13 protein-coding genes are annotated in these 15,152 nt (G+C 54.7%); all 13 read left to right on the top strand.

Annotated features, from left to right (window positions below; genetic code table 11):
- Positions 1 to 573 precede the first annotated feature (573 nt).
- Positions 574 to 1,584, top strand: a complete 1,011-nt coding sequence (locus P9H32_RS07920) for a formamidase (RefSeq protein WP_322608354.1) — start codon at positions 574 to 576, stop codon at positions 1,582 to 1,584.
- 125 nt (positions 1,585 to 1,709) lie between these two features.
- Positions 1,710 to 2,993, top strand: coding sequence for an urea ABC transporter substrate-binding protein (urtA, locus tag P9H32_RS07915; protein WP_322608353.1), 1,284 nt, complete (start codon positions 1,710 to 1,712; stop codon positions 2,991 to 2,993).
- Positions 2,994 to 3,179: 186 nt separating this feature from the next.
- Positions 3,180 to 4,061, top strand: coding sequence for an urea ABC transporter permease subunit UrtB (urtB, locus tag P9H32_RS07910; RefSeq protein WP_431311699.1), 882 nt, complete (start codon positions 3,180 to 3,182; stop codon positions 4,059 to 4,061).
- A gap of 32 nt (positions 4,062 to 4,093) precedes the next feature.
- On the top strand, positions 4,094 to 5,272 hold the full coding sequence (gene urtC / locus P9H32_RS07905; protein ID WP_322608351.1) for an urea ABC transporter permease subunit UrtC: 1,179 nt from the start codon (positions 4,094 to 4,096) through the stop codon (positions 5,270 to 5,272).
- Positions 5,269 to 6,012, top strand: a complete 744-nt coding sequence (gene urtD, locus P9H32_RS07900) for an urea ABC transporter ATP-binding protein UrtD (RefSeq protein ID WP_322608350.1) — start codon at positions 5,269 to 5,271, stop codon at positions 6,010 to 6,012. Before urtC ends, urtD begins: the two co-directional genes overlap by 4 nt.
- 40 nt (positions 6,013 to 6,052) lie before the next feature.
- Positions 6,053 to 6,748 (top strand): urea ABC transporter ATP-binding subunit UrtE, encoded by a 696-nt coding sequence (urtE, locus tag P9H32_RS07895; RefSeq protein WP_322608349.1) that lies wholly within the window; start codon positions 6,053 to 6,055, stop codon positions 6,746 to 6,748.
- A gap of 171 nt (positions 6,749 to 6,919) precedes the next feature.
- A complete protein-coding gene (locus tag P9H32_RS07890; RefSeq protein ID WP_322608348.1) occupies positions 6,920 to 7,735 on the top strand; it encodes a hypothetical protein in 816 nt (271 codons plus the stop codon).
- A 68-nt stretch (positions 7,736 to 7,803) separates the two neighbouring features.
- Positions 7,804 to 8,556, top strand: coding sequence for an urease subunit gamma (gene ureA / locus P9H32_RS07885; protein ID WP_322608347.1), 753 nt, complete (start codon positions 7,804 to 7,806; stop codon positions 8,554 to 8,556).
- Positions 8,556 to 10,262, top strand: coding sequence for an urease subunit alpha (ureC, locus tag P9H32_RS07880; protein ID WP_322608346.1), 1,707 nt, complete (start codon positions 8,556 to 8,558; stop codon positions 10,260 to 10,262). Before ureA ends, ureC begins: the two co-directional genes overlap by 1 nt.
- 4 nt (positions 10,263 to 10,266) lie before the next feature.
- Positions 10,267 to 10,929 carry an urease accessory protein UreF gene (locus tag P9H32_RS07875; protein ID WP_322608345.1) on the top strand — a complete coding sequence of 221 codons (663 nt, stop codon included), beginning with the start codon at positions 10,267 to 10,269 and terminating at the stop codon, positions 10,927 to 10,929.
- A gap of 11 nt (positions 10,930 to 10,940) precedes the next feature.
- A complete protein-coding gene (gene ureG / locus P9H32_RS07870) occupies positions 10,941 to 11,696 on the top strand; it encodes an urease accessory protein UreG (protein WP_322608344.1) in 756 nt (251 codons plus the stop codon).
- A gap of 7 nt (positions 11,697 to 11,703) precedes the next feature.
- Positions 11,704 to 12,501: an urease accessory protein UreD gene (locus P9H32_RS07865; RefSeq protein ID WP_322608343.1), complete on the top strand. Its 798-nt coding sequence runs from the start codon at positions 11,704 to 11,706 to the stop codon at positions 12,499 to 12,501.
- A gap of 83 nt (positions 12,502 to 12,584) precedes the next feature.
- Positions 12,585 to 15,107, top strand: coding sequence for a leucine--tRNA ligase (gene leuS, locus P9H32_RS07860; RefSeq protein ID WP_322608342.1), 2,523 nt, complete (start codon positions 12,585 to 12,587; stop codon positions 15,105 to 15,107).
- Positions 15,108 to 15,152: the final 45 nt, after the last annotated feature.

The following is a 15,152-nucleotide window of genomic DNA, read 5'->3' as shown; positions in this document are numbered from 1 at the left end:
GAAGGAAGCTCCGAAAGAGCCGTTCTTTAAACTTTTCGGATCTAGGTCGGCGGCGTGAGCCCTCTTATTCACAGCAGCCGAATTTTCCGTATAAAGAAAGACCTTGGAATAAAGTTCCATTACGCGAGGAAATTCAAACGGTCGACCGGTTTGGGATGGGATCCGCCGTGCGGAGCGGCCTGCCTGCAAAACAGCTGCTGTCTGGCGTCATGGATCTGGGACAGCAGCAGCTGTCTTCGGAAGGTTCTCCGCCTCATCTCAATCATACTTTCCTAGCCTGAAAAGGTGATCGGGTATTACTTGAAAGTAACATTAATGTATCTATGGATTAAATGTATACAATCACGTATACATAAATATATATACTTAAATTATGTACATATATTTAGGTTATATTTGTTAATAAATTTTAACCCATTAATATATAGAGTATTACACAAGTATACATTTCCTGTTTGCCGCCCGTCTTTTCTCGTTGGCACACCCTATGCGTTGGGATCTTTATCATTCGGCGGTGCTCACGGTGTGAGATTTAGGCGCCGGCAACGCAACTTAAACAAGGAGACAAATACAATGGGTAGCACGGGTAGTGTAAGTTCATGGGACGAGGCCTTATTAACCGCAATGGTTCAATTTCCGGCTCCAGTTATCAAAGGTCCTGAAGACATTCAACGTCAGGTAACCGAAATCTGCAGAACCGTTGACACCACGAAGGCCGGATATCCGGGCCTTGATTTGATTGTATTTCCGGAATACTCGACGCAGGGCTTGAATACGGCCATCTGGACGTATGATGAAATGTTGCTGACGATCGACAGTCCGGAAATCGGTCAGTTCAAAGAGGCCTGTATCCGCAATGATGTTTGGGGTGTCTTTTCACTCATGGAGGTGAACGACGATCCTTCGCTGCCGCCGTATAACACGGCAATCATTATTAACAACAAAGGTGAAATCGCCCTGCATTACCGCAAACTGCAGCCGTGGGTTCCGATTGAGCCGTGGGCGCCGGGTAATTACGGTATGCCGGTTTGTGACGGTCCGAAGGGGGCCAAGCTTGCGGTCTGTATTTGTCATGACGGTATGTTCCCGGAACTGGCCCGCGAAGCAGCGTACAAAGGATGCAACGTATACATCCGCATTTCCGGCTACTCGACTCAGGTGAATGACCAGTGGATTCTGACCAATCAGAGCAACGCATGGCAGAACCTGATGTATACGATGTCTGTGAACCTCGCGGGTTACGATGGCGTATTCTACTACTTCGGTGAGGGTACGGTTTGTAACTACGATGGTAATGTGATTCAACAGGGTCACCGCAACCCCTGGGAAATCGTTACCGCAGAGCTCTTCCCGCGGATGGTCGACAAAGCGCGTGAGAACTGGGCGCTGGAAAACAATATTTTCAACCTCGGCTGCCGGGCCTATGTGGGCAAACCGGGCGGCGAAAAAGAAAACTATCTGACCTGGGTGGAAGATCTGGCGAAGGGTGAATACAAACTGCCCTGGGACGATAAGATCAAAATCCGTGATGGCTGGAAGTATTATCCCGACGGCATCAAAATGGGACCGATGCCGAAATCTTGATGAAAGAAAAAAACCGGATTGCTCTGGAACAGCAATCCGGTGGTCTGCCTCAACTAAACCAACTCACTCTTCTCGTGAAGAGAGAGTTAACTAACTAACTAATAAGCAACACGAGAGATAGCGTTATGAATATTGAAAGTAAAGTTCGAAATCGCGCTTTAGCGGGCAAACTGGGCGCCGCCTGTTTGCTGTCAGCAGCCTTGAATGCAGCTGCCGCTGATGACTGGAAAAACCCGGTGCTGGATAAGTATCCTACCGCAGCGGTCGCCACTAGCGGAATAAGCGTGGGTGATAACTATGTCACCGTCGGGCAGCTGCACTCGATCAGCGGCACGATGGCGATCAGTGAGACGGGATCTGTCGAAGCAGAACGCCTTGCCATCAAGCAGATTAACGATATGGGTGGCGTACTGGGACGCAAGATTAAGATTATCCAGGAAGACGGAGCCAGCGACTGGCCGACATTTGCGGAGAAAGCAAAAAAACTGCTGGTGCAAGACAAGGTTGCCTCGGTTTTCGGATGCTGGACTTCTGCTTCGCGTAAAGCCGTTCTGCCGATTTTCGAAAAAGAAAACGGTATGCTCTACTATCCGACCTTCTATGAAGGACTAGAAGCCTCTAAAAACGTCATTTACACCGGTCAGGAGGCAACGCAGCAGATTCTGTGGGGCTTGGATTGGGCCTATGCTCAGGGCTGCCGCACATTTTACCTGATCGGCTCCGACTACATCTGGCCGCGTACCAGCAATAAGATTGCGCGTCGTCACATTGAGGAGCATCTGAAGGGGTGCAAAGTTGTTGGAGAAGATTATTACCCGCTGGGCCACACCAGTTTCGGTTCACTCATCAACAAAGTGAAACTGAAAAAACCGGACTGCATCTATTCGATCGTCGTCGGGGGCTCGAATGTTTCCTGGTACAAGCAGCTGCATGCGGCGGGCATCACTGGCGAATCGCTGGCGAAGAAGAACAAGCTGCTGCTGACGATTTCCACCACTGAGGACGAAATCCTCGGTATTGGCGGTGAAAACTGCGAAGGCTTTTATGCATGCATGAAATACTTCCAGAGCCTCGGCAACGAGAACAACGTCAAGTTTGTGGAAGCCTTTAAGGACATGTGGGGCGACGACTCCGTGATCGGCGATGTGACTCAGGCGGCTTATCTTGGCCCGTGGCTGTGGAAAGCTACCGTTGAAAAAGCCGGCAGCTTCGACATTGATAACGTAGCCACCGCATCAGAAGACGTTGAATTCACCGGAGCACCGGAAGGCTATGTTCGTATTGCGGACAATCACCATCTCTGGTCAAAAGCCCGGATCGGCAAAATGCTCAAGAACGGTCAGTTCGAAATGATCGCCGAATCTGACGAGCTGATTGAACCTAATCCGTTCCCGGAAGGTTACAAATAATCGGATCATTCATTCGCGCGCACCCCGCCGCTCAGCGGGGCGCGGTGCGCGCCGTCTCTATACATTCATCCAACGAATGGCTTCATACCATCCGCATCAAAAGGAGTCTCCCCCATGTACGGGATACTAGGTTTTATCAATATTTTCTCAGAATATACGGGAGAGGAACTGCGCAGTATTTTCATAATGCAGGGCTTTGCGGGCCTTAGCCAGTTTTCCGTTTTTCTGCTGATGGCACTTGGGCTGGCCATCATCTTCGGCCAGATGAAAGTCATCAACATGGCTCACGGGGAGTTTCTCACGGCGGGTGCGTATACCACCGTTGTTATTTCCGACTTAGTGACGAAGTACTGTCCATCCCTGCTGCCCTACTACTTTATTTTTGCCATTATCATGGCCTTTGTTGTGGCTTTTCTGCTCGGCTATTTAGTCGAATTTATGCTGGTGCGTCATCTCTACCACCGGGCGCTTGATACGCTGCTGGCGACCTGGGGGGTCAGCATGATTATGCAGCAGGGCTTCCGCTTCATTTTCGGCGGCCGCGAAGACAGCGCCATCCTTCCTGAATGGCTGATGGGATCCTGGTCGCCGACCGACACGATTGATATTCCTCTTAACGGCCTGTTTCTGCTGGGGACCTCGATTGTGATGACCCTGCTGGTTGCCTTCCTTATGCATCGTTCCCGCTGGGGACTGAATGTTCGCGCAACCGTTCAAAACCGCGAGATGGCCAATGCTGTAGGGATTAACACGAAGAAAGTGGACCGGGTAACCTTTGCGCTGGGCTGCGGGATCGCCGGAATTGCCGGGGCCGTCTTTACGACCATCGGTTCGGTTTCTCCGGCTGCAGGTTCACTCTATATCGTGGACACCTTCATCGTGGTCGTATTCGGCGGAGCCGGCAGTCTTCTGGGAACCGTACTGGCTGCATTCAGTATTGCCCAGTCGCAGTCTATTCTGGAGTTCTTCCTGAGCGGCGTACTGGCCAAGGTGTGGGTCCTCGCCATTGTGGTAGGCATTCTGATGATCAAACCGCAGGGGCTGATCGCCAACCGGGTCCGGAAATAGCGCTCCACCGTCATCTATACAGAGGAAATAACATGTTTAAACAATCTATAAAAAAACTTTTTCCGGATCGGGCGCATCAGTTGTCCTTCCTGATTCTGGCGGTGGTGCTGCTGGTCGGCATTCCGCTGTTTTGCGACAGCTTCCGCCTCAACATGGCGGCCAAATATCTGAGTCTGGCTTTTGCGGCCGTCGGCCTGGTCATCTGCTGGGGGTACGGCGGTATCCTGAGCCTGGGGCAGGCGGCCTTCTGGGGCATCGGCGGCTACTGCATGGCGGCTTTTCTCAAGCTCGAAGCCGCGCGGAATATCGCAATGGAACAGGGGTCCGACCAGATCAAGGCGCTGACCACGGTCGGCCTGCCGGATTTCATGGACTGGAATCAGATCACTGAACTGCCGCGCCTCTGGTACCCGTTCAAAAGTTTTCCGCTGACGATGATCTGCCTGTTGGTTGTGCCGGGGCTGATCGCCTATTTGCTGGGTAACGCCATTTTTAAACGGCGCGTAAACGGGGTATATTTCGCCATTATCACGCAGGCGCTCTGCTGGCTGATGGAAATTCTGTTTGTCACCAGTCAGGGGCTCACCGGCGGCATCAACGGAATTACCGACCTGCGCACCTGCCTGGGGTGGGACATCCAGTCCGACTCGGCCCACAACATTCTGTACTTCCTCACGGCGTTGCTGCTGCTCGGGAGCATTCTGCTGAGCAAGCGGGTGCTGCACAGTAAAATGGGCAAGATTCTGGTCGCTATCCGCGACATGGAAGACCGCGTGCGCTTCTCTGGATACGATGTTTCCAACTTCAAGGTGTTCGCCTTTGCGTTCGCGGCGGTCATCTCCGCCATCGGCGGTGCCCTGTTCTCCCTGAACGTCGGCTTCATGTCTCCGAAACTCGTTACCATCGAGCCGTCGATCTACATGGTCATCTTCTGCGCGCTGGGCGGACGCCGCTCCCTGATCGGGGCGGTCTACGGCACGCTGATCGTCTGTCTGGGCCGCACCTTCCTGTCAGAAAAGTTTCCCGAGCTGTGGATGTTTATCATGGGCGGTATCTTCATTCTGACCACGGTCGTCTGCTCCGACGGGCTGGCCGGACTGGTCGAACAGTACGGATCCCGCTTATGGAACTTCATCAAAAAATACACCCGAATCGACGTGTTGCTCGCAAAAATCAGCCCCCGTTTGACCCTTTCTAAGGAGCAGTCATGAGTTTAAAAGAATATGTATTATCCATCGAAAACCTGACGGTGTCATTTGACGGATTTAAAGCGGTTGACGACGTATCGCTTTATTTGGAACTGGGTGAAGTCCATGTGATCATTGGACCTAACGGGGCGGGCAAGACCACGCTGCTGGACCTGATCTGCGGTAAAACAAAACCGACCGAGGGTTCCATTCAGTTCGGAAAACATGAACTGACCACCATGGCGGAACAGCACATTGTTCAAAAAGGCGTCGGCCGCAAGTTCCAGACCCCCTCGATCTATCCGGCCCTCTCGGTTTATGAAAATCTGGAGGTGTCCTATCCCCGCGGCCGCGGGGTCTGGGGGGCGCTCGCCTTCCAGAGCGATGAAAAGCTGGAAAACCGTATCGAAGAAGTTGCCAAGATGATCTATCTGGAAGACTGGCTCGACGTGCAGGGCGACCTGCTCAGTCACGGCCAGAAACAGTGGCTCGAAATCGGCATGCTGCTCATGTCCGATCCGCTCCTGTTGATGCTCGATGAACCCGTTGCCGGTATGAGCGTGGACGAACGGAACAAGACCGCGGATCTGCTGGGAAGAATATGCAAGGACCGTTCCGTGCTGGTGATCGAACACGATATGAAGTTCACCCGCGACATCGCTCACCGCGTCACCGTGCTGCATCAGGGCAAGCTGCTGGCAGAGGGCACGATGGACGACATTGAATCCAACGAAAAGGTCATTGAAGTCTACCTGGGCCACTAGCCTGCGGTTGCAGAACTTCAGATGAGAAAGGAATAAGATCATGCTCTCAATCAAAAATCTACATGTGGCCTACGGACAAAGCGAAGTGGTGCACGACATCTCCTTCGAGGCGCAGCCCCGGCAGGTTACCGCCATTATGGGTAAAAACGGGATGGGCAAATCCACGCTGATGAAAAGCATCATCGGTGTCATTCAGCCGAAATCCGGCAGCGTCACGATCGACGGAACTGAAGTGCAGGACTGGGACAGCTGTAAGCGGGTCGGGGCCGGGATCGCCTATGTGCCGCAGGGGCGCCAGATATTCTCCAAGCTGACAGTTGAAGAAAATATCTTGTCGGGGCTCAATCCGCGCTCACCGAATAAGGCCGATCTGATGCGCGATGCCTACAGCATGTTTAATGTGCTGTATGATATGCGCAAACGCAAAGGCGGCAATTTGTCCGGCGGGCAGCAGCAGCAGCTCGCAATTGCGCGGGCGCTCGTTTCCGAACCGAAGGTGCTGATTCTCGATGAACCGACAGAAGGCATCCAGCCGTCCATTATCAAAGATATCGCCCGTTTGCTGAACCAGATCAAGCTGGCAAAAAATCTGTCGATCATTGTGACGGAACAGGTGCTGAGCTTCACCATTGATATTGCGGATCATATGTATGTGATTGAATCCGGACGTTTCATCCATTCGGACGATAAAGGCTCAATTAATGAAGAAAAAATCAAAGGCTATCTCTCGGTCTAACGCCGGGGACTATCGTTGAGTTAGATCAAGTGCGGCCGTGGGACTACCGCGAAGGCATCAGTTCGTTCATGAAGAGGTCCTGCAAGAATTCTTCACTCGCGAACCGGGCCTTGATGATGGCGATAGCCACACGACCACGAGAAAACAGAAAAACAAATAGGGAAATGTAATATGAAAAGCAAGATAATCGTTGCATCTGTAGTTGCTGGACTCGCAGGCATGAGTGCCGGCGCCTTTGAAGCGGATGTGTCCGTTTCGGCCGATGTTAACTTTGCAAGTGCATTTGTTGGCGGCAACGGGATTACCTGGGTGGACGGCCCCATGCTCATGCCTTCGGCTTCTGTTGGTATTAATGATACGAGCGGGGTGCATCATACGACGTTTACATACTGGGCCGGCATCAACCTGGACGATACCCAGGGACCCGATAATCCGAGCGATGCTCAAGGGCAAATCACCGAGTGGGATGTCATGGCCGATTACACCTATACCGGCATTGAACTCGTAACGCTTTCTGCGGGCGGCATGCATTATGCCTTCCCGAAACTGGCCGGGTCATACACCTCGGATATCTATGTTAAAGCAGGCGTGAATGTTTTACTGAATCCCACAGCAACTGTTCTTTACGATGTGGACGGAGGCAACTCCGGTTTTCACGGGGATATCGGAATCAGCGAAGGCTACGACTTTGACTTCGGCCTGAGCGTGGGCGCCTGGACTAAACTGACCTGGGCCGATGGCGACTACGGCGCAGCCTATTTCAGCGCGGACGGTGATGATTACTCCGGCCTGATGAGTTACGGCGCCGGCCTGACCGCATCCTACGGTATTACCGAAGCTGTCAGCCTGAATGCGGGAATCGCATACTGGAAGCTGGATAACGACGATGGTGTGCTCGGAATGTCCTATGATGCATGGGATGCCATTGACACGCCTTCTCCGCAGGACAACGTGGTTGGTAATATTTCGATCGGCTATGTCTTCTAAATCCAATTGTTTCGTGGAGACCCCCGGGTCTCCACGAATTTTGTTTCGGGCATAACTCAAGGAACAACATGCATTTATCACCCAGGGAAATTGAAAAACTGATGCTGCACAATGCCGGCTTTCTGGCACAGAAACGGTATGCGCGCGGCCTGAAACTCAACTATGTGGAAACCGTGGCGCTGCTCTCGGCGCAGCTGCTGGAATTCATTCGCGAGGGCTGTTCCGTGGCCGAGCTGATGGAGCGCGGAAAAAAACTCCTCGGTTTTGAGGAGGTCATGGACGGCGTGGCGTCGATGCTTCCTGAAGTGCAGGTGGAAGGCACCTTTCCCGACGGCACCAAACTGATCACTGTGCACCAGCCGGTCTGCCGCGAAACGGGCGAACCCAAGCTGGCGCTGTACGGTTCCGGCTTAACCCGCCTGAGCGGAAATATTCCGGTGGATAACCTCATCGAAGAAATCCCCGGCGAGGTGATCTGCGAAACGGGCGATCTGGAACTCAACGCCGGGCGAGCAACCATTGAACTGACGGTACTGAACCATGGAGACCGCCCGGTGCAGGTCGGTTCCCACTATCCCTTTTTCGAAACCAATCCGGCCCTGCTGTTCGACCGCGCCAAAGCCTTCGGTAAACGGCTCAACATCGCTTCCGGGACCGCTATCCGCTTTGAGCCCGGCGAATCCAAACGCGTCGAACTCGTCGATATCGGCGGAACCGCCACCGTGCGCGGCGGCAATGCGCTGATACAATCCACCGATTCCAAAGAGGCGGCGCTGAAACTTGCGCTCGAACGCAGCTTTAATCACGGGGAGGAAGCCTGATGAACATCAATCGCAAGAACTATGCGGCCATGTTCGGCCCGACCACCGGCGATAAAGTCCGCCTCGGCGATACCAACCTGCTGATCGAAGTCGAAAAGGACCTCACCGTCTACGGCGATGAATGTAAATTCGGCGGCGGAAAAGTGCTGCGCGACGGCATGGGCCAGCAGTCCGGCGCGTCCCAGGAAGAAGCGCTCGATCTGCTGATCACCAATGCCTTGATTCTCGATTACACCGGCATTTATAAAGCCGACGTCGGCGTTAAAAACGGCCGCATTCACGCCATCGGCAAGGCCGGCAATCCCGACATGATGGACGGCGTCGACCCCGATATGATCTGCGGGCCGACCACCGAAGTCATCGCCGGGGAAAAACTGATTCTCACGGCGGGCGGTTTTGACGCCCATATCCATTTTATCTGTCCGCAGCAGATCAACGAAGCGCTGGCTTCCGGACTGACAACGATGCTCGGCGGCGGCACCGGTCCGGCCACCGGAACCAATGCCACCACCTGCACGCCCGGAAAAACCCATATCGAAATGATGCTGCGCTCCACCGATGCTTATCCGATGAATTTTGCCTTTCTCGGCAAAGGCAACAGCTCAAGTCCCGTTGGACTCACGGAGCAGATCGAAGCCGGCGCCGCCGGGCTTAAACTGCACGAAGACTGGGGTTCGACCCCGGCGGCCATCGACTGCTGCCTCGATGTGGCGGAGCAGTATGATGTGCAGGTGGCCATTCACACCGACACGCTGAATGAATCAGGGATGGTGGAAAATACCTGTGCGGCGTTCAAAGGCCGCACCATTCACACCTACCACACCGAAGGCGCCGGCGGCGGCCATGCGCCCGACATCATGAAGCTGTGCGGCGAGCCCAATGTGCTGCCGTCCTCCACCAACCCGACGCGGCCCTACACCGTGAACACGATCGATGAACATCTCGATATGCTGATGGTCTGCCATCATCTCGATAAACGCATCCCCGAAGATGTTGCCTTTGCAGAAAGCCGCATCCGCGGCGAAACCATCGCCGCCGAGGATATCCTCCACGACCTGGGCGCACTGTCCATTATCGCCTCCGATTCCCAGGCGATGGGCCGCATCGGCGAGGTCATCACCCGCACGTGGCAGACCGCCCATAAAATGAAGGAGCAGCGCGGTCCGCTTCCGGAGGATGAAGGGGCGGACAACGATAATTTCCGCGCCCGCCGCTATGTGGCGAAATATACCGTCAACCCGGCGGTCGCCCACGGCATGAGCCACGAAATCGGATCCATCGAGCCGGGAAAACTGGCCGATCTGGTTTTATGGCGCCCCGACTTTTTCGGCAGCAAACCCGAAATCGTCATCAAAGGCGGCGTGATTGCGCAGGCGCAGATGGGCGATCCGAATGCCTCGATCCCCACGCCGCAGCCGTTCTTTTCGCGTCCAATGTTTGGAAGTTTCGGCTCGGCCCCTGCCAATAATTCACTGGTGTTTGTTTCGCAGGCCTCGCTCGAAAATGTGGCCGGCTATGCGCTGAACAAATCGGCCTCCGCCGTGAAAAACTGCCGGGGACTGACCAAAAAAGATATGAAGCTCAACGACCTGCTGCCCAACATTGAAATCGATCCGGAAACCTACAAAGTCACCGTCGATGGCGAGCACCTGACCTGCGAACCGGCCGAAAAACTGCCGCTGGCGCAGCTCTATCAACTGTTCTGATTCGATGGCGCTCACTTCCATTCAAATGATGCATCTGGCGGATTCCGCCCTGCCGGTCGGCGGTTTTGCTTTTTCCAGCGGCCTTGAGGCGGCGGTGAAATGCGGCATGGTGCGCACCCGGCCGGAACTGGTCCGCTATCTGAAAAGCTGTGTCGAGCAGTGGGGGCGGTTTGAACTTCCATTCATTGAACAATTTTTCCGCGAGCCCGGCGCCGACGTTTTTATCCGCTACGACCGCATGATGCTGGCGGCTCCGATGCGCAAGGCATCCATCGCCCAGGCGCGCGGCTGGTTCCGGGTGCTGGCCGATCTTTTTCCAACCCTTGGAAACTTTGATTTCAAACGCCTGTTCCGCGAGGCCGGATCGGCGGTGCACTATCTGCCGTTGCTGACGCTCTGCCTGAAAGAAGCAGGGGCATCGGAAGCGCAGGTGAAAGAACTCTATCTGTTCACGCTGCTGCGCGACCAGATCAGCGCCGCCGTGCGGCTGGGGCTGATCGGCCCGTCCGCCGCGCAGTCCATTCAGTCGGAACTGGAGCAGGGTATGGGTGCGGTGCTGACCGCATCCGGAAATAGCGGGGAGAATGAAGCGCAGCGGTTCACCCCGATGCTGGAAATAACCCAGATGCTTCATCCCTCACTTTACATAAAACTTTTTCAAAACTAGGAGAACCCCGCATGAGCCATACGCACGACCACCACCATCATCACCACCATGATCATCATCACGACCACGACCACGGGCATACGCATGAGGTGATGGAGCATCCCGGGCATTACGACGAGCGCGAGGTGCCGCTCAACCGCGATTTTTCGAAGCGGGCGTTCACGATCGGGATCGGCGGTCCGGTCGGCAGCGGTAAAACAGCCCTCACCAAAGCACTGTGCGAAGCCCTGCGCAATGAGATGAGCCTGGCGGTGGTGACCAACGATATTTTCACGCAGGAAGATGCCGAATTCCTCACCCGCAACAGTGCGCTGCCGGCGGAGCGGATTATCGGCGTCGAAACCGGCGGTTGTCCGCATGCCGCCATCCGCGAGGATATTTCGCTGAACCTCAATGCGCTCGAAGAACTGATGGATCGGTTCGACAGCAAGATTGAATGGCTGCTGCTGGAAAGCGGCGGCGATAACCTGGCGGCCAACTACAGCCGCGAGCTGGCTGATTATACGATCTATGTGATCGATGTTTCGGGCGGGGATAAAATTCCGCGCAAGGGCGGACCGGGCATCACCCAGTCCGATCTGCTGATTATCAATAAAACCGATATTGCTGAGCTGATCGGTGCGGATCTGGGCGTGATGGAGCGCGATTCAAAAAAGATGCGCGGCGACGGGCCTTTTCTGTTCACGCAGTGCCGCAACAAGGTCGGCATTGATGAGGTGATCGGGCATATCCGTGCGGCCTACCATCAACAGGTTCCGGGGAATTAAATCCGGCATGAAAACCAGCAGGCTTGAGCTCGATCGCATCCGGTCCAAAACGCGGGTAACGCGTATGGTCAGCCGTGCGCCGCTGCGCCTGCTGGAAACCGGGACGCATGAGGATGCCGTGGAAATTCAGCTGTCTTCCTACGGCGGCGGTATGCTGCAGGGCGACCGGATCGGGCTGAATGTACGCTGCGGCGAGGCTACCGGGCTGCTGCTGAAATCGCAGGCCAACACCCACGTCTATAAAAACGAAATCGATGAGCTGGCGGTGCAGACGCTGCATGCCGACTGCGGCGACCGGACCCGGGTGCGGATTCTTCCGGAACCCGTGGTGCTGCACGCCGGTGCGCAGTTTCGGCAGGAGCAGCACTGGAACATTTCACCGACCACCGATTTTGTGCTCGCCGACTGGATGCAGTCCGGACGCAGCGAATCGGCGGAGCAGTTTGCTTTCGACCGGTTTGAATCGGTGGTTTGCATTGCGGTGGATGGAAATCCGGTGCTTGAAGAACGGTTCAGCTGCTGCCCGGCGACCGACGATATTCGCAGCCCGGCGGTTTTCGGACCGTTCGATCTCATGATGAATGTCTACCTGCTGGGGCCCTCAGCGGATCACCTGCTCGAACGTTTGAAACCGTTTCTCGATTTTCAGCAGCACCACACCGATGCACTTCCGCAGGCCAGCTCCCGGCCGAATCCGGAGATGCTGTGCGCCCTGAACCCGCTTCCCTTCGGCGGCCATATCCTCCGCTGCCTCGCCCGAACCCGCCGCCAGCTCCAGCCGGTCATGGATGTTTTATCCCGCTGATTTTTCCGGCCTTTGGAAGTGGAAAATGCCGCGTAAATCCCTAATATTCGCGCTCCTTTAGAATTTTTCAACGGAGCAAGGCGATGCAGGAAGATTATCCTTTTAACGATATTGAAAACAAGTGGCAGCAGTTCTGGGATGAAAACGGCGACTTTAAGACGGATCTGGCGACGGCGGAAAATCCGTACTACTGCCTGATGATGTTCCCGTATCCGTCGGGCAAGCTCCACGTCGGTCATGGCCGCAACTACATCATCGGTGATGCCGTTGCGCGCTACAAAAAGATGCAGGGTTTTGATGTGCTCACGCCGATGGGCTGGGATGCTTTCGGGCTGCCTGCTGAAAACGCCGCCATTAAAACCGGTACGCCGCCGGCGGAATACACCACCGCCAACATTGCCACAATGAAAGAGCAGCTCCGCGCCTGGGGCTGCATGTATGACTGGGATAAGGAAGTCACTTCCTGCATGCCGGACTATTATAAGTGGACGCAGTGGCTCTTTGTTAAGTTTTATGAAAAAGGCCTGGCCTACAAACAGAACTCCAACGTCAACTGGTGTCCGGACTGCGCCACGGTGCTTGCCAACGAGCAGGTGGTTGACGGCGCTTGCGAACGCTGCGACTCCGAAGTCATCCAGAAATCGATGGAGCAGTGGTTTTTCAAAATCACCGACTATGCTCAGCGCCTGCTCGACGACCTGAACACGCTCGACGGCTGGCCGGATCGCGTGAAAACCATGCAGAAAAACTGGATCGGCCGCTCCGAAGGTACGGAGGTTGATTTTGATATTGTTCCGCGCGAAGACGGGGCAAAAGACAACATCGATAAAATCACCTGCTATACCACCCGCGTTGATACGATCTATGGCTGCACCTATATGGCGCTTGCTCCGGAACACCCGGAACTGAAAAATCTGATCAAAGGTGCCGAAAACGAAGCCGAAATCCTGGAATTTATCAAGGAATGCTCCAAACTGACCAATCTCGATCGCGAGGCGGACGAAGTGGAAAAAGCCGGCCTCTTTACCGGGCGTTATCTGATTAATCCGTACAACGGCGAAAAGATTGAGCTGTGGGTCGGCAACTATGTGCTGATGTACGGCACCGGTGCGGTTATGGCCGTTCCGGCGCACGATACCCGCGACTTCGCATTCGCAAAAAAATATGACCTGCCGATCAAGCTCTCCATCCAGAACCCGGATCAGTCCCTCGTTCTCGAAGAAATGGAAACGGCCTATACCGAAGACGGCACTTGCGTCGATTCCGGCGAATTTACCGGTATGCCGAACCGTGAGGCGATCGGTGCGATGACGAAATATGCCGAGGAAAAGGGCTTCGGCCGCGGCACCGTTAATTTCCGCTTGCGCGACTGGCTGATTTCCCGTCAGCGCTACTGGGGTGCACCGATTCCGATGGTTTACTGCGATGACTGCGGCGTGGTGCCGGAAAAGGAGGAAAACCTTCCGATCCTGCTGCCGACCGATGTTGAATTCAAGGCCGAGGGCGAATCACCGCTCAAATCGAGCGAAAGCTTTATGAACTGCACCTGTCCGAAATGCGGCAAACCGGCGCGCCGCGAATCCGACACCATGGACACCTTTGTTGATTCCTCCTGGTATTACCTGCGCTACCTCAGCGCCCGGAATGCAGACCAGGCGGTGAATACGGATATTGCCAACAAGTGGATGCCGGTCGACCAGTATATCGGCGGTATCGAGCACGCCATTCTGCACCTGCTCTACGCCCGCTTCTTCACCAAAGCCATCAAGGACCTCGGCTTGATCGATTTTGAAGAGCCGTTTAAACACCTCTTCACGCAGGGCATGATCTGCAAAAAAGGCCCCGATGGAAACCTGTATAAAATGTCCAAATCCAAGGGCAATGTGGTCTCCCCGGAAGAACTGCTGAAGAAATACGGCGCAGATACGGTCCGCCTGTACACGCTCTTTATCGGCCCGCCGGAAAAAGAAGCGGAATGGCAGGATTCCGGTGTGGAGGGAGCATTCCGCTTCCTCAAGCGCATCTGGCGCCGTGTTTCGGAAAACCTCGACCTGCTGAAATCGGTCGAAGGCAAGGAGCCGGTGATTGCCGATATGGCCGACGCCGAGCGCGATCTCTACCGTAAAACCAATGAAGTGATCCAGCAGATCACTCGCGGCCTTGACGGCGCATTTACCTTCAATACCGCGATTGCCGCGATTATGGAGCTGATGAATGCGGTCGACCATCTGAAGATTTCCGATGATTCTTCTGAATCGGCCAAAATCGTATTCCGCGATGCGATTGAAAACGTCATTCTGCTGATTTCACCCTTTGCGCCGCACATTGCGGAAGAGCTGTGGGTCGAGCTGGGTCACGATGCCGGTATTATGAATGCCGACTGGCCGACCGTGAACGAAGAAGCGCTCAAGCGCGACGAAATCGAGCTGGTGGTTCAGGTAAACGGTAAAACGCGCGACAAAATCAAGGTCTCCTCCGAAGCCTCGAAAGAGGATATCGAAGCCGCCGCCTTTGCGACAGAACAGGTCAAAAAATGGACCGAAGGCAAAACTGTCCGGAAAGTCATTGTCGTCCCCGGCCGCCTGGTGAATATCGCCGTGTCGTAAGGAACCGCGAAATACACCAAATAGAAAAAAGCTCCGCATCTGCGG

This window comes from Pontiella agarivorans, from assembly GCF_034531395.1.
GTDB classification, from domain to species: domain Bacteria; phylum Verrucomicrobiota; class Kiritimatiellia; order Kiritimatiellales; family Pontiellaceae; genus Pontiella; species Pontiella agarivorans.
Note: the sequence above shows the minus strand (reverse complement) of the source record. Positions and strands in the feature narration are given on the sequence as shown.